Annotated in this window: 16 protein-coding genes; 6 read left to right on the plus strand and 10 right to left on the minus strand. The window is 76.0% G+C overall.

The features are described from left to right. Window positions 1-47 precede the first annotated feature (47 nt). A complete protein-coding gene (locus tag EV188_RS30670) occupies window positions 48-236 on the minus strand; it encodes a hypothetical protein (RefSeq protein ID WP_133830145.1) in 189 nt (62 codons plus the stop codon). A 31-nt stretch (window positions 237-267) separates the two neighbouring features. On the opposite strand from EV188_RS30670, the gene ligD reads away from it, so the two are divergent. Together ligD and EV188_RS30680 are read left to right on the plus strand one after the other, a co-directional pair. Continuing rightward, window positions 268-1,260: a non-homologous end-joining DNA ligase gene (gene ligD / locus EV188_RS30675; protein ID WP_243742123.1), complete on the plus strand. Its 993-nt coding sequence runs from the start codon at window positions 268-270 to the stop codon at window positions 1,258-1,260. Next, window positions 1,257-1,877 carry a CDP-alcohol phosphatidyltransferase family protein gene (locus EV188_RS30680; protein ID WP_133830146.1) on the plus strand — a complete coding sequence of 207 codons (621 nt, stop codon included), beginning with the start codon at window positions 1,257-1,259 and terminating at the stop codon, window positions 1,875-1,877. Before ligD ends, EV188_RS30680 begins: the two co-directional genes overlap by 4 nt. Before the next feature lie 13 nt (window positions 1,878-1,890). On the opposite strand, the gene EV188_RS30685 is transcribed toward EV188_RS30680, so the two are convergent. Genes EV188_RS30685 through EV188_RS30700 form a run of 4 tightly spaced genes read right to left on the minus strand, consistent with a single transcriptional unit; the run spans window position 1,891 to window position 6,186 of the window. Then, window positions 1,891-3,387 carry a phytoene desaturase family protein gene (locus tag EV188_RS30685; RefSeq protein ID WP_133830147.1) on the minus strand — a complete coding sequence of 499 codons (1,497 nt, stop codon included), beginning with the start codon at window positions 3,385-3,387 and terminating at the stop codon, window positions 1,891-1,893. Further along, entirely contained in the window at window positions 3,384-4,475 is a 1,092-nt protein-coding gene (locus tag EV188_RS30690) for a glycosyltransferase family 2 protein (RefSeq protein ID WP_133830148.1), read from the minus strand. The genes EV188_RS30685 and EV188_RS30690 overlap by 4 nt, the downstream gene beginning before the upstream one ends. Further along, window positions 4,472-5,311 carry a carotenoid biosynthesis protein gene (locus EV188_RS30695; protein WP_133830149.1) on the minus strand — a complete coding sequence of 280 codons (840 nt, stop codon included), beginning with the start codon at window positions 5,309-5,311 and terminating at the stop codon, window positions 4,472-4,474. Before EV188_RS30695 ends, EV188_RS30690 begins: the two co-directional genes overlap by 4 nt. After that, the gene (locus tag EV188_RS30700) at window positions 5,308-6,186 is read right to left on the minus strand and encodes a YhjD/YihY/BrkB family envelope integrity protein (RefSeq protein ID WP_133830150.1); all 879 of its coding nucleotides are present in this window, start codon (window positions 6,184-6,186) and stop codon (window positions 5,308-5,310) included. The genes EV188_RS30695 and EV188_RS30700 overlap by 4 nt, the downstream gene beginning before the upstream one ends. Before the next feature lie 218 nt (window positions 6,187-6,404). Between EV188_RS30700 and EV188_RS30705 the strand changes: the two genes are divergently transcribed. Further along, window positions 6,405-7,796, plus strand: a complete 1,392-nt coding sequence (locus tag EV188_RS30705; RefSeq protein WP_133830151.1) for an MFS transporter — start codon at window positions 6,405-6,407, stop codon at window positions 7,794-7,796. On the opposite strand, the gene EV188_RS30710 is transcribed toward EV188_RS30705, so the two are convergent. The 5 genes from EV188_RS30710 to EV188_RS30730 form a co-directional block, all read right to left on the minus strand. Continuing rightward, the gene (locus EV188_RS30710; protein WP_133830152.1) at window positions 7,778-8,614 is read right to left on the minus strand and encodes a DUF1206 domain-containing protein; all 837 of its coding nucleotides are present in this window, start codon (window positions 8,612-8,614) and stop codon (window positions 7,778-7,780) included. The genes EV188_RS30705 and EV188_RS30710 overlap by 19 nt on opposite strands. A 52-nt stretch (window positions 8,615-8,666) precedes the next feature. Continuing rightward, complete coding sequence (locus tag EV188_RS30715) at window positions 8,667-9,476, minus strand: DUF2127 domain-containing protein (protein ID WP_133830153.1); 810 nt, start codon at window positions 9,474-9,476, stop codon at window positions 8,667-8,669. 11 nt (window positions 9,477-9,487) lie between these two features. Next, window positions 9,488-10,423, minus strand: coding sequence for a glycosyltransferase family 9 protein (locus EV188_RS30720; RefSeq protein ID WP_133830154.1), 936 nt, complete (start codon window positions 10,421-10,423; stop codon window positions 9,488-9,490). A 7-nt stretch (window positions 10,424-10,430) separates the two neighbouring features. Further along, window positions 10,431-11,168, minus strand: a complete 738-nt coding sequence (locus EV188_RS30725; protein ID WP_208114441.1) for a SigB/SigF/SigG family RNA polymerase sigma factor — start codon at window positions 11,166-11,168, stop codon at window positions 10,431-10,433. A 242-nt stretch (window positions 11,169-11,410) separates the two neighbouring features. Then, a complete protein-coding gene (locus EV188_RS30730) occupies window positions 11,411-11,890 on the minus strand; it encodes an ATP-binding protein (protein ID WP_243742124.1) in 480 nt (159 codons plus the stop codon). 214 nt (window positions 11,891-12,104) lie between these two features. On the opposite strand from EV188_RS30730, the gene EV188_RS30735 reads away from it, so the two are divergent. Genes EV188_RS30735 through EV188_RS30745 form a run of 3 tightly spaced genes read left to right on the plus strand, consistent with a single transcriptional unit; the run spans window position 12,105 to window position 14,782 of the window. Beyond that, complete coding sequence (locus EV188_RS30735) at window positions 12,105-12,653, plus strand: D-glycero-alpha-D-manno-heptose-1,7-bisphosphate 7-phosphatase (RefSeq protein ID WP_243742125.1); 549 nt, start codon at window positions 12,105-12,107, stop codon at window positions 12,651-12,653. Then, on the plus strand, window positions 12,650-13,693 hold the full coding sequence (locus tag EV188_RS30740) for a glycosyltransferase family 9 protein (RefSeq protein ID WP_133830156.1): 1,044 nt from the start codon (window positions 12,650-12,652) through the stop codon (window positions 13,691-13,693). The genes EV188_RS30735 and EV188_RS30740 overlap by 4 nt, the downstream gene beginning before the upstream one ends. A gap of 51 nt (window positions 13,694-13,744) precedes the next feature. Next, entirely contained in the window at window positions 13,745-14,782 is a 1,038-nt protein-coding gene (locus tag EV188_RS30745) for a glycosyltransferase (protein WP_133830157.1), read from the plus strand. Window positions 14,783-14,847 lie beyond the last annotated feature (65 nt).

The following is a 14,847-nucleotide window of genomic DNA, read 5'->3' on the forward strand; positions in this document are numbered from 1 at the left end:
CGTGGCACAGCGCACCGAGAGGCGCCTACCGGCGGGTCACTTCTGCTTCACCGTTCCGGATCCGCCATCTCGTCGACCTGCTCCTCGACGTCGTCCCCGGCGGCCTTCACCTGGTCGGTGGTCTTCTCGTCGCCGGACTTCGCCGGGTCGAGGCCCTCGACCAGCGCCTCCTCCTCGTTGTACTCGGCGACGTAGCGCTGCTCGATGTTCGCCGCGTCGTTGCGCTGCTCGCTCATGGGGCCCGACGGTAGGGGGTAGGAAGGCAGGGTGCCGGACGACGTGTGGGACCTCCCCGCCGAGCAGCAGCGAGCGCTGCGCAAGGCCGACGGCGTCGGGTTCCGCGCGCCGATGCTCGCGACCTTGTCGAAGGAGCACCCGCCGGGGGCCGGCTGGATCTTCGAGCGCAAGCTCGACGGCGTGCGGGTGATCGCCACGCGCGAGAAGGGGCAGACGCCGCGGCTGTGGTCGCGGAACCAGAAGTCGATGGACGGGAGCTACCCGGAGATCGTCGAGGCGCTCGGCGACCAGGGCCCCGACCAGTTCGTCCTCGACGGGGAGATCACCGCCGCCGACGGGACGTTCTCGAGCCTCCAGGCGCGCATGCACCTCCAGGACCCGAACCGCGCGCGCCGGACCGGCGTGGAGGTCGAGGCGCACCTGTTCGACCTGCTGGTGCTCGACGCGATCGACGTGACGCGGCTGCCGCAGTCGACGCGGCACCGGATCCTCGACGCGGTGGTGTCGTTCTCGGCGCCGCTGTTCCGGTCGCCGGCGCTGGAGGGCGAGCCGTCGGAGCTGCTCGCCGAGGCGTGCGGGGACGGCTGGGAGGGGCTGATCGCCAAGCGCAGCGACGCCCCGTACGTCGTCGGCGGGCGCAGCCGCGACTGGCTCAAGCTCAAGTGCGTCCGCGACCAGGAGTTCGTCGTCGGCGGCTGGACCGACCCGAGCGGGTCGCGGCGCGGGCTGGGGGCGCTGCTGGTCGGGTACTACGCCGGCGGGGACCTGCGGTACGCCGGGAAGGTCGGGACCGGGTACGACGCGGCGACGCTGGCGATGCTGCGTGACCGGCTGGACGGGCTGGCCGCGGACGCGAGCCCGTTCGTCGACGCGGTGCACGAGAAGGGCCTGCACTGGGTGCGCCCGGAGCTCGTGTGCGCGGTGGGCTTCGGCGAGTGGACGACCGACGGCCGGCTGCGCCACCCGCGCTACCAGGGGCTCCGGGAGGACAAGGACCCCGGCGACGTCGTGCGGGAGCAGTGAACACGTTCCTCGCGCGGTGGTCGGCGGCCCACGGCGGGATCGAGCCGTCGGGGCTGGTGCTGGGGTGGCTGCGGGTCGTGTACGTCGTCGCGCGCCCGCTGGCGCGGCGCGGCGTGCCGCCGTGGGTGCTGACGGCGCTGTCGTGTGCGTGCGGGGTGGCGGTGCCCTGCTTCGTGCTCGGCGGGTTGCCGCTGGTCGGCGCGGTGTTCGCGGTCCTGTGCGCCCTGCTCGACGGGCTGGACGGGGCGGTCGCGGTGCTCACCGACACGGCGACGGCGTGGGGGCGGGTGCTCGACCCGCTCGTCGACCGCATCGGCGACGTCGCGTTCCTCGTGGCCCTGGTACTGGCGGGCGCGCCGGGGTGGCTCGCGGTCGGTGTGGGGACGCTGACCCTGCTCCAGGAGTCGGTGCGATCGTCGGCGCGGCTGCCCGACGTGGGCGTGGTCAGCGTGTGGGAGCGGCCGTCGCGGGTGATCGTCACGGCGCTGGGCCTGCTGGGGACCGTCGTGAGTCCGGGGCTGCCGGTGGCGACGATCGCTGTCCTCATCGCCGCGGTGCTCGCGGTCGTCGGGTTCGTCCAGGTGCTCGTGACGGTCCGCCGCCGCCTCCGTATGTGAGTGCTTCCTGCCCCTATCGGGCCGGAAAGCGCTCACATACGAGGTGGGCGGTGATCTCGGCGGACAGGGTGACGAGGGGGAGGCCGCCGCCGGGGTGGGCGGAGCCGCCGACGAGGTAGAGCCCGTCGACCGGCGAGCGGTTGGCCGGGCGCAGGAACGCCGCGAGGGCGCCGTCGGACGACGTCCCGTAGATGCTGCCGCCGGGCGAGAGCGTCTCGCGCTCGAGGTCGGCGGGGGTGCGGACGACGCGGTGGCGGATGCGGTCGCGGACGTCGACGCCGCGCTGGGCCATCAGCGCGAGGACGCGGTCGGCGTACCGCTGCGCGAGGCCCGGCGCGTCCCAGTCCACGCCGCGCACGGGGTCGTGGCGCGGAGCCGTGACCAGCACGAACCACGCCTCCGAGTCGTCGTCCGGGCGCAGCGCCGGGTCGTCGGGCGCGTGCACGTACACCGCGGGCGAGGAGGCCGGTGCCCCGTGCCGGTAGGCGTCGAACTCGCCGTCGTAGACCGCGCGCGTCGGCGGGAAGAGCACGCGGTGGTGCGGCGCCCCGGAACCTGCGCGGTCACGCCCCGCGAGCCCGAGCAGCAGCACGAACCCGGACGACGACGGCGTCGTGCGGGCGAGGCGCCGCGCCGACGCACGGTGGGGCAGCAGCCCGCCGGCCCCGTACACGGTCGCCGCGTCGGCGTTGGCCACGACGACGTCGGCGGGCAGCCGTTCCCCGGACCCCAGACGCACCCCGCGCACCCCGTCGTCCGCCTCGATCCCGCTCACCCGCGCCCCGGTCCGCACCGTCACCCCGAGTGCGCGGCACCGGTCGGCGACCCCCTCGGCCAGGCGCCGCAGCCCGCCGCGCACGTACCAGGACCCGAACTCCTGCTCCACGTACGGCACGACGGCGAGCGCCGCCGGCGCCCGGCGCGGGTCGGAGCCCGAGTAGGTGGCGTAGCGGTCGAGGAGCATGCCCAGGCGCTCGTCGCGCAGGTACCGCGCGCCGACCCCGCGCAGGCTCTGCCAGGGCGCGACGGCGAGCAGGTCACGGACCCGCAGCGACAGGCGCGCGAGCCCGGCGGGGGTGACCGGCGACTCCAGGAAGTGCTCGTGCGTGGCGTGCCAGACGCGCTCGGCGTGGCTCATGAACGCCGCCCACTGCGCGCCCGCCCCGTCGCCGAGCGCCGCGTCCAGCGCGCCCGGGACGTCCTCGCGGCGCCCCGGCAGGTCCAGCGTGGTCCCGTCCCCGAACCGGTACCGGGCGGCGACGCCCAGCGGCTCCAGGTCCAGCACCTCGCGCAGCGGCGCACCGGTGTCGGCGAAGAGCCGCTCGAGCACCGGCGGCATGGTCACCAGCGAGGGGCCGGTGTCGAAGCGGTACCCGCCGACCTCGAGCGTCCCGAGCTTGCCGCCGACCCGCTCGGCCTGCTCCAGCACGGTGACCTCGTGCCCGCTCGCGGCGAGCCGGGCCGCGACGGCGAGCCCGCCGAGGCCCGCGCCGACGACGACGGTGGTCACGCCGCGGCCGGTGTCACCCGGCGACCCCGCCAGCGCAACGTGCCCGCACGGCGCGCGCGCCAGGAGTCGGCCGTCAGCGCGGCCAGGGCCAGCACGGAGACCGGGTGGGCGAGGGCGTCGGTCACCCGCGCCCCGGTCCGCCGCGCCGCGAGCGCCCGGCTCGCCACGCCCGCGAGGTAGCCCGCGACCCCGATCCGCGACCCGCCCAGCGCCGCGAGCGCCGGCACCACGTGCACGAGCCCCAGGAGCCCGATCACCGCGGCGGCCCGCGGGCGGGTGCCGAACGCCGCCCACAGCGACTTCGTGTAGCCCGCGCGCAGCTCCGCGGCGCCGGCGTACATCCGGCACGCCGCGACGTCGGTGCCGTCGGCGACGACACCCCGGGAGCCGTGCGCCTTCAGCGTGCGGAGCAGGGCGATGTCGTCGAGCACCGCGTCGCGCGGGTGCCCGCCCGCGTCCCGGTAGGCCCGGGCGTCGACGGCGAGCAGCTGCCCGTTCGCGGCGGTGAGCGTCGGGCGGGGCGAGCGTTCCGCGATGCCCAGCGGCAGCGTCGACAGCCACGACCACGCCAGCAGCGGCTGGACCAGGCGCTCCGCGAGGGTGACCGCGACCTGACGGGGATGCGGGCAGACGAGGTCGAGGCCGCTGCGGCGCAGCAGGTCGACGGTGGCGGCGAGGCCGTGCGGGGCGACGCGGACGTCGGCGTCGACGAAGACGAGCACGTCGGCGCGGGTGGCCTCGGCGAGCTGCGCGCACGCCCACGGCTTGGCGAGCCAGTCGGGCGGGGGCTCGGTGCCCTCGAGGACCCGCGCGCCCGCGGACCGGGCGCGGGCGGCCGTCGCGTCGGTGGACCCGTCGTCGAGCACCAGGATCTCGGCCGGCACCGGCCACCCGGCGACGGCGGCGCGCAGCGCCCGCACGCAGCCGCCGATCTGCTCCTCCTCGTCGCGCGCCGGGACGAGCACGGCGACGCGCTCGCGGGGCGGTGCGGCGGCGGGGTCGGGCACCCGCAGGCGGCGCAGGTTGTCGACGGTCAGGGCCAGCGAGGCCGCGGCGAGGGCGGAGCCGAGGGCGACCGGAGCCCTCATGCCGCGACCCGGTCCCGCGCCGGCCGGGACGGGGCGCCGCTGCCGTGGCGGCGCAGCACGACGATCAGCGGCACGCCGACCAGGCCCATCAGCACCCCGCCCACCAGCGCGACCGACGGGCGCCCGAAGAACACGGCGGCGGCCATGGTCGAGGACAGGAACGTCCAGAGCCACAGGGCCAGCGGCAGCCGGTCGTCGGTCGCGGGGCGGGTCGGCATGACGCGGTCGAGCGCGGCGATCATGACCAGGGCGACGAGCAGCCACCCGGCGAAGTTCGAGACGGGGATCCCCGGGACGCCGGGGAGCGCCGGGGTCGGGTCCAGCCAGTACCAGTTGCCCGCGTCGACCATCTGCGGGTCGAGGAAGACGTCCCAGCTGGCCAGCGCCCACGCGCCGAGCACGGTGGTGACGCCGCGTCCGCGCCCGAGCGCCGTCGCCAGCCGTCGCCCGACGACGAGCGCCGGGTACGACATCATCGTCCAGGCCGCGGGCACCACGAGCGGGACGCCGAGGGCCGAGAAGCCGAGCGCGTCGGTGTAGCGGTACTCCCCGAACGGCAGGCCGGTCGCGAGCCCGACGGCCTCGATCACCAGCCCACCGCCACCGGCGACGACGACCAGCCCGACGGCCGCGCCGGGCCCGCGCGTCAGCAGCGCGTGGCTGATCGACGCGAGCGCGAACAGGGCCACGGAGACCACGGTCAGGGTCGGCGTCCCGCCGCCGGTGAGCGGGAACGCGATCTGCACGGCTACCGCGCCGGCGCCGAGCAGCCACGGCACGAGGTGGCGGCGGGGGAGGTCGGCGACGTAGGTGCGGACGGGGGCGAGCCGGTTCATCGGCCGGCTCCGGCGAGGACCGGGCTCGCGGTCTCGACCGGTGCCGGTGTGCCCCACCGCCGGTCGAGCGCGTCCGTCGTCGCCCACCCGACCAGCAGCAGGATGTGCAGCACGAACAGCCACAGGGCGACCGCGACGGTCGCGCCGATGACGTCGAGCCCGCCGAACGGGATGCCGAGGTCGATCGGCAGCGCGAGGAAGAGCAGGAAGCCCTGCAGGAACCCGGCGATCACCGCGGCGGTGCCGAACGCGCCGAGCAGGGTGGCGGGCCAGCCGAGACGGCCCGGCGCGACGACCCGGAAGCCCCAGGCGATGACGACGCCGAGCGCCACGAACGAGACGTGGAAGGCGACGACGATCCACCCGAGGGTGCCGCCGACGCCCCCGGCGCGCGCGAGGTCGCCGAGCAGCGGGGCACTGGCGAACACCCCGAGCGCGAGCACCGGGACGGCGAGCACCAGCGGCAGCAGGGCGAGCCGCGCGCGCCAGCCGGTGAAGCGGTCGTGGCGCGGGGACAGGCGCAGGCAGGCGCGGCGCAGGCCCTCGCCGTAGAAGGTGGCGGGCAGGATCGTGATCAGCGCGCCCCACGGGCCGAGGTCGAGCCCGGCGCGCACGAGCGCGTCCCAGACCGGGCGCGCGCCCATCTCCGGCGGCACGAGCAGGCGCAGGTCGGCGAGGTACGCGGCGACCGTGGCCGGCGAGCTGATCAGCGCCGCGCCCCACACCGCGAGCAGCAGCCACGGGACGACCCCGAGCCCGGCGAAGTAGGTCAGACCCGCGGCGACGGCAGCGAGGTCACGCCCGTGCAGGGTCTCCGCGACGCCCGAGACCACGCTCCGCACGAGGGCCGGGGCGCGGGACAGGGGATCGTGCACCGGCCGGGCGTACCCCGCCCTGGGTGCCCACAACCGAGCTCGACCGGGGTCACAGCAGGGCTGGGCCGTCCGGCGTCTGTGAGCGAACTTCAGTCCGATAGCACCAAAGTTCGCTCACATGGGAAGAATCCTCGACAAGGACCGATGAGTCCTGGAGTGCTATCGAGTCGTACCCGGTGAGGGCGGGGAGAGGCTCCGCCACGTCGTCGGGAGGCCTCATGAGCCCGCGACAGCGCACCGGCGTGCTCCTGCTCGTGTCGGTGACCGCGCTGATGGCCGCGCTGGACACGCTCGTCGTGTCCACCGCGCTGACCACCATCCGCCACGACCTCGGCGCGAGCGTCGAGTCGCTGGAGTGGACGGTCAACGCCTACAACCTCACCCTCGCCGTGCTGCTCGTGCCGGCCGCGGCGCTCGGCGACCGCTTCGGGCGACGGCGGGTCTTCGTCGCCGGGCTGGCGCTGTTCACCGTCGCGTCGGCGGGCTGCGCGCTCGCCCCGGACGTCGGGACCCTCGTGGTCGCCCGCGCCGTCCAGGGCGTCGGCGCCGCGGCGGGCACCGCGCTCGGGATGACGCTGGTCGGCGCCGCCTACCCGCCCGAGCAGCGCGGCCGTGCCCTCGGCGTGCTCGAGGGCGTCGCGGGCCTGGCGGTGCTCGCCGGGCCCGGGCTCGGCGGCGTCGTCACCGACCTCGTGGGCTGGGAGTTCGTGTTCTGGCTCAACGTGCCGATCGGGCTGGTCGTGGTGCCGCTGGTGCTCGCGGTCGTCCCGGAGTCGCGCGGCGGCGACGTCACCATGGACGCGCCCGGCGTGGTGCTGCTCGCGGGCGCCGCGCTCGGCGTCGTGTGGGCGCTGACCCGGGGCAACGTCGCGGGCTGGGCGTCGGGCGAGGTGCTCGCGGCGTTCGGGCTCGCGGCCGTCCTGACCGTCGCGTTCGTGCTCCGGCAGCGCGCCGCCGTCCTGCCCCTGCTGCCGGGACGCCTGGTGCGCGCGCCGGGGTTCGTCGCCGGCAACCTCGCCACCGCGGCCCTGTTCGTCTCGGTGTTCGGCGGCCTGTTCTTCTTCAGCCAGCTGCTCGCGGTGGGCCTGGGCTTCACGCCGCTGCAGACCGGGCTCGGGCTGATGGCGTGGACGTCGGCGCTGTTCGTGCTCGGCCCGGTCGGCGGGGTGCTCGCCGACCGGTTCGGCAACCGGATCCCGCTCACCGTCGGCCTCGCGCTCACCGCGCTCGGCATGGCCTGGGTGGCCGCGGCGGCATCGGGCCTGTCCTACGGCGACCTCGTGCCCGGCTTCGTCGTCGCCAGCATCGGCGGCTCGCTGGCCATGCCCGCCGCGGCGAACGCCGTGCTCGGCGGGCTGGGGCCGGACGACGTCGGCAAGGCGGCGGGGGTCAACAGCACGCTGCGCGAGCTCGGCGGCGTCCTCGGGCTCGCGGTGCTGGTGGCGGTGTTCGCGCCGTTCGGCAGCTACGACAGCCCGGCGGGCTTCCTCGCCGGGTTCGTGCCGGCGATCTGGGTGTGCGTCGCGATCGTGGCCGCGGGTGCGGTGGCCGGGGCCTGCGTGCCCGGCCCGGTGCGGGAGGCGGCGCAGGCTCAGGGATGCCGGGCGTAGGCGTCGACCAGGCAGTACAGCCCGTAGGCCGCGAAGCCGACGCCGGCGATCGCGAGCGCCGTGGTGCCGAGGGTGTGGTCGGCGAGGGTCCGCAGGGCGAGGTCGATGCCGCCGACCTCGTCCGGGGCGTCGTCGACCACGGCGTCGAGCGCGAGGACGCCGACGACGGCGAAGGTGACGGCGCGCGTCAGGTTGCCGACGGCGCCGAGCCAGCGCGCCAGGAGCCGCACGCGCGGGGTGAGCTTCTCGGGGACGAGGTCGCCGAGGAAGGTCGCGCGGATGCCGGTGACCGCCGTCGAGACCGCCGTGATCAGCACGATCACCGCGGCCACCGCGACGAGCACCCGTCCGCCGGGCAGGGCGAACGCCTCGCCGGCGACGACCTGCAGGTCGGACCCGTCGCGGCGGGGCACGACGATCACGCACACGGCGAGGTAGGCGACGCCGCCGACCCCGAGGGCCTTGGCGAAGGCGCCGATGCGCTTGCGCCAGCGCAGCCCGCGACCCTCGACCCACCGGAAGCCGATCGCCCCGGCCCGGACCTGCCACACCGCGAAGACCACCAGGCACGCGGCGGCGAGCCCGAGCAGCGCCCGCCCGACGATCCCGCCGTGGGCGACGACCGCCACGGCGCCGCGCTGGTCGAGCGGCGAGGTCCCGCCGACGACGACGATCGACACCGCGACCCAGGCGAGCAGCAGGTGCACGACGCCGTACGCGGCGAGGCCCACGCGGCCCAGGCGCTCCGACCAGTGGCCGGGCGCGTCGTGCCAGTCGGCGTCGAACCCCCGCCGGGCGCCGACCGGCGTTGTCGTCACCTGATCGTCCTACACCCGGGGCAGCCCCCCGTGCCCGTGATGTGACGAGTCTTCAGCCCGGCGTCAGCCGATGGAGGTCCGGTCCGGCGCGCTCGACCGCGGGCCACCCGGTGTCGTGCGCCCGCTCGGCGTCCTCGGCGCGGCCGCCGCCGCGCAGCCCGAACAGCCGCTTGGCGACGAGGAGGTAGGCGACGACGGCGAGGTTGACGACCAGCGCGACGATCTTCGTCGGCGTCGGGCCGTGGCTGATCTCCCAGACCTCGGGCACCAGCAGGACGGTGGTGGCGACGAAGGTCAGGTACTCGGCCCAGCGGCGGGCGTACCAGAGGCCGACCGCCTCGACGGCCTCGAGCACCGCGTAGGCGAGCAGGGCGACGGCGAGCCAGTAGAGGGTGGCGCTCGGGACGGCGAAGGCCCGCTCGACCTCGACGAGCAGGGTGGGCCCGCCGTGGCCGACGGGTCCACCGAGCGCGCCCTGCAGGACCCCGACGATCTGCCCGGCGGTCTCGCCCCACGCCTCGCGGTAGGCCGCGAAGAGCAGCACCGCGGTGCCGAGCAGGGCCAGGCCGACGACGTGCACGGCGCGGTCGAGGGCGATGAGGCGCAGCACGAAGCGGTCGCGCAGCGGGCGCCCGCGCAGCGGCACCTCGACCTCGTCGGGCCCGGGCACGGTGTCGCGGGCGGGCTCGGCGGGCGTCGGGCCGGGCTCCCAGGCGTCGCAGCGCAGGCACCGGTACCAGCGCTGGCCGGCGTCGTCCTCGCGCACGAGCAGCGCGTCCCGGGCACGCACGGTCGCGGCGTCGGTGCCGACGAGCGCGTGCCCGTGCAGCGCGCAGCCCAGGAGCTCGTAGCGCAGCCTCACGGTCGGTGATGCTAGGCGGGGACGGTGCCCAGCGGGGACGGGAGCGCGGCGAGCACGTCCTCCGGGGTGACGGCGAGCAGCGCGGGGTCCGGGTCGTCGGCGAAGCGCTCGCCGCGGCGGACGGTGTCGTCGCCGAGGACGACGTGCGGCCCCCCGGGCGGCGGTCCCCACTGCGTCGGCGGGACGGGCCCGAAGAGCGTCACCGAGGGCGTGCCGAACGCCGTGGCCACGTGGCTGACGCCGGTGTCGCCGGCGAGGACGAGCGACGCGGCGGCGACGAGGTCGAGCAGGCCCGCGAGGTCGGTGCGCCCGCCGAGGTCGGCGTCCGGTGGCAGGCCGGCGCGGGCGACGACCTCGGCGGTCAGGCGCCGCTCGTCGTCGGAGCCGGTGACGACCACCGCGTGCCCCTGCGCCTGCAGGACCGCGGCGCACACCGCGAACCGCGCGGCGGGCCAGCGCTTCGACCCGAACGCGGCGCCGGGGTGCACGACGACCGGGCCGCCCCGGACCGCGCGGCGGCCGGGGAGGCGGAGGTCGTCGGCCGCACCGTCGACGCCGAGAGCGGCGGCCACGAGATCGCACCACCGTCGGCGCTCGGAGCGGGCGGGGTCCTCGGTCCACGCCGGCCCGTCCCAGCCGGGCGCGGCATGTCCGATCCGGCGTCGCGGCGCCAGCGCGTCCAGCCGCGCGTGGCTTTCCGGTCCGCGGCCGTGGAGGTTGACGGCGACGTCCGGACGTGCGTGATCTTCTGAGCTATAGCTCAGAAGATCACGCACATGGGTGTCCACCGCCTCGATCAGCGAGACCACCGGGGACAGGGCGGCCGGGGCCACGAGGACGATCTCGTGGTCCGGGAGCGCGCGGCGCAGCAGGCGCAGCGCCGGCACCGCGACGAGCAGGTCACCGAGGCCGAGGTCGCGCAGGACCACGGCGGTCGGAGAGGTCACCCCGAGCTCACCGCGCGTCGCCGAGCCCCTCGCGGAGCTGGACGAGGGTCTTGGCGAGCAGGCGGGAGACGTGCATCTGCGAGATGCCGACCTGCTCCGCGATCTGCGACTGGGTCATGTTCCCGAAGAAGCGCAGCTTGATGATGGTGCGCTCGCGCTGCGGGAGCTTCTCGAGCAGCGGGGCCAGCGACTGCTGGTACTCGACCTGCTCGAGCGCCGCGTCGGCCTCGCCGAGCAGGTCGGACACGGTGCCGGAGTCGGGGTCGTCGACGAGCATCTCGTCGAGCGAGCCGCTGCGGTAGGCGTTCGAGGCCTCGAGGGCCTCGAGCACCTCCTCCTTGCCGATGTCGAGGTGCTCGGCGAGCTCGGCGGCGTTCGGCGCCCGGCCCAGCGTCTGCGACATCTGCGACATCGCCGCCGACAGCGTGACGTTGAGGTCCTTGAGCCGGCGCGGCACGCGCATCGACCAGGCCTGGTCGCGGAAGTGCCGCCGCACCTCGCCGGTGATCGTCGGCACCGCGTAGGACAGGAAGTCGGTGCCGCGCTCCGGGTCGTAGCGGTCGACCGCGTTGATCAGCCCGAGCGTCGCGACCTGCTCGAGGTCCTCCTCGGGCTCCCCGCGCCGCGAGAACCGCCGCGCGATGTGCTGGGCCACCGGCAGGTGCCCGCGCACCAGCTCGTCGCGCAGCCGCAGGCGCTCCGGCGAGCCCTTCTCGAGCGCGGCGTGCTCGGCGAGCTTGGGCATGAGGTGGTCGTACTCGCCGCGCGATCCGGAGCGGTTGCCGTTGCGGCGACCGTTCTGCCGGTCGTCCTGCTGGTGTCCGTCGGTCTGCTGGGTGCTGCTCTGCTGCGCCGTCACGTCACCGTCGGCGGTCTTCTCACCGGTGGCGCCGGCGGTGTCGGTCATGGCGTCGATCGAGCTCACATCCGTGGAGTAGGGGGACGGGGAGACGCGCGTGTCGGGCGGCCCGCCGGCGGAGGGCGACGTCACGGACCCGCGGACCCGGGCCTGCGGTCGGCCAGCAGCGCCACCGACGCCCCCTCGGCCGCGACCTCGGCGGCGCCGGTGTCGGGCAGCACGTCCTCGAGCGGCACGTCGGTCATCCGCTGGACGATCACGCGCAGTGCCAGGCGGTGCGCACCACCGGTGGCCGACGGCGCCTCGGCGAGCACGCGCACGTCGTCGGCGAGGACGGAGAGCACCCGCCACGCGAACGTGTCGGTCGGCAGCGTGGTCGGTCCGGTGGTCAGGACCGACGCGGTCATCGTGATCCGGTCGTCGTCGACGGTGAACGTCACCGTCAGCTTCGTCTCGGGCCGGGCCAGCGCGGCGAGGCACGTGCACGCCTCGTCCACGGCCAGACGGAGGTCGTCGACCGAGTCGAGGGGGAACTCGGCGCGTGCCGCGAGGTCTCCGGCGACGGTGCGCACGGTGACGAGCGCCTCCGGCACGGGCAGGACGCGCACTTCGACGTCACGCGGCGCACCCGGTACCCGGTCATCGGGTGGCTGCGGGCGGATCAACGGGGGTCCCTCCAGGTCGGTCACGCCCGGCTGGGCGTCGGACGGACCGGCGAGGCTCCGGTCTCCCGGCGTGTACCCGGGGCCCCTGCCCACAAACCGACGCCCAGGTCAGGTCATCCCCTGCAGTGGGCACCTCCGCGTGGTGTGCTCCCACGCCGTGAGCGTCCGGCCCGGTATCGATCAACCCAGGGCGGTCCTGTTCGACCGCGACGGCACCCTCGTCGTCGACGTCCCCTACAACGGCGACCCCGCCGCCGTGCGCCCGATGCCCGCCGCGACCGAGGCCCTCGAGCGGGTCCGCGCGGTGGGCACACCGGTCGGTGTGGTCTCCAACCAGTCCGGCATCGCCCGCGGCCTCCTCGACGCCGCGCAGGTGAGCGCGGTGAACGCCCGGGTCGAGGAGCTGCTGGGCCCGTTCGCGGTGTGGCGCTGGTGCCCGCACGGCGCCGACGACGGCTGCGCGTGCCGCAAGCCCGCGCCGGGGATGGTGCTCGACGCGGCGGCGGCGCTGGACGTCCCGCCCGCCGACGTCGCGGTGATCGGCGACATCGCCGCCGACGTGGGCGCCGCCGACGCCGCCGGGGCGCGCGCCGTGCTCGTGCCGACCGGGCGCACCCGCCGCGAGGAGGTCGACGACGCCCGGGCGCGCGGGCGTCTCGCCGGAGATCTGCTGGACGCGGTCGAGCTGCTGGGGTTCCGGGCATGAAGCGCGTCCTCGTCGTGCGCCTCGACAGCGACGGCGACGTCCTGCTCTCCGGGCCCGCGGTCCGCGCCGTCGCCGCCGGCGCCGACGAGGTCGTCGCCGTCGTCGGGCCCCGCGGACGCCAGGCTGCCGGGCTGCTCCCGGGCGTCGATGCCGTCGCGGAGTGGCGCTGCCCGTGGGTGGACGCCGAGCCGCCGCCCGTGACGCGCGAGGACACCGAGGCGACGGTCGCGATGCTCGCGGCCCTCGACGCCGACGAGGCTGTCGTGCTGACCTCGTTCCACCAGTCCCCGCTGCCGACCGCGCTGGTGCTGCGCCTGGCCGGGGTCGCGCGGATCACCGCGGCCTCGGTCGACTACCCCGGCAGCCTGCTCGACGTCCGGCTGCGCCCCGGCGAGGACCTCGGTGAGGAGCTCCCCGAGGCCGAGCGCGCGCTCGCGATCGCGCAGCGCGCGGGCTACACGCTGCCGCCGGGTGACGACGGGCGGCTCGCGGTCACCGTCGACGCCGACGCCCGCCGGGAGGCCGCCGACGCCCTCGCCGCGCACGACGTCACGGGCGAGTACGTGGTGCTGCACCCCGGGGCCTCGGTGCCGGCGCGGGCGTGGTCGCCGCACCGGGCGGCGGAGGGTGTCGCGGCGCTCGCGTCCGCCGGGCACCGGGTGGTCGTGACCGGCGCGCCGGGGGAGCGGGCGCTCACCGCGGAGGTCGCGGGACACGACGGGGTGGATCTCGGCGGGCGCACGGGATTCGGTGCGCTCGCAGCCGTGCTCGCGGGGGCGCGGGCGGTCGTGGTGGGCAACACCGGACCCGCCCATCTGGCGGCCGCCGTGGGTGTGCCGGTCGTCTCCCTCTTCGCTCCCGTCGTTCCCCCGGAACGGTGGGCTCCTTACGGAGTGCGACGAATTCTGCTCGGAGATCAGGGCGCCCCGTGCCGGGGCACACGGGCGCGGAACTGTCCCGTGCCTGGTCACCCGTGTCTCGACGACATCCGGGGGAGCCACGTCGTCGACGCCGTCGCCCGACTGATCGACGGAGAGTAGTAGTTCGGTCGGTGGAGTTTATGGGTCCGACGCGGAACCAATACCTCGCCGGTGACCTTCTCGTCCCCCTCCGCCCCGGCGCGGACCGTGCTGCACTGGCACGTGCACGGCTCCTGGACCACCGCGTTCGTCCAGGGTCGGCACACGTGCCTGCTGCCGGTGCTGCCCGAGGGCGGACCGTGGGGCGGCGGCAGGCCGGCGGCCTGGGACTGGCCCGCCCGCGCCGAGGAGGCCACCCCGGAGCAGCTGCGGGAGCGCGCCGACGAGATCGACGCCGTGGTGCTGCAGCGCCCGGAGGAGATCGAGCTCGTCGAGCGCTGGACCGGCCGGCGCCCGGGCGTCGACCTCCCCGCGGTGTTCGTGGAGCACAACACGCCCAAGGGCGACGTGCCGACGTCCCGGCACCCGATGGCCGACCGCGACGACATCCCGGTCGTCCACGTCACGCACTTCAACGCGCTGATGTGGGACACGGGACGCGCGCCGGTCCGGGTGATCGAGCACGGCGTGCTCGACCCCGGTGACCGCTACACCGGCGAGCTGGACCGGGCGGCGGTCGTGGTCAACGAGCCGGTGCGGCGCCACCGCGTCACCGGCACCGACCTGCTCGCGGGCTTCGCCGACACGATCGGTCTCGACGTCTACGGGATCGGCAGCGAGCGCCTCGGCGAGGCCGTCACCCACCCCGGCGTCGCGATCGGGGGCGACCTGCCCCAGGACCGCCTGCACACCGAGATGGCGCGTCACCGCGTCTACCTGCACCCGGTGCGCTGGACGTCGCTGGGCCTGTCGCTGATCGAGGCGATGATGCTCGGGATGCCGGTGGTGGCGCTGGCGACCACCGAGGCCGCGGTCGACGTCCCGGCCGAGGCCGGCGTCGTCGCCACCGACCTGCGGGTCCTGCACGAGGGCCTGCGCACCTACCGCGACGATCCCGGGCTCGCCCGCGAGGCGGGCAGTGCCGCCCGTGCCGCGGCGCTGGCCCGGCACGGCGTGGACCGCTTCACCGACGACTGGGAGCGGCTGCTCGCCGAGGTGGTCGACGGGGGCCTCGCGCCCCGGCCACCGCACCTCGTCTCCGCGGGCTGAGCCCGCAGGCAGCGAGGGACCGGTCCAGACCAGGGCCGGCCCCCGGAACTCGCACGTCTCGGTGG

Origin of the sequence: Actinomycetospora succinea, from assembly GCF_004363095.1 — a bacterium.
Classification (GTDB): domain Bacteria; phylum Actinomycetota; class Actinomycetes; order Mycobacteriales; family Pseudonocardiaceae; genus Actinomycetospora; species Actinomycetospora succinea.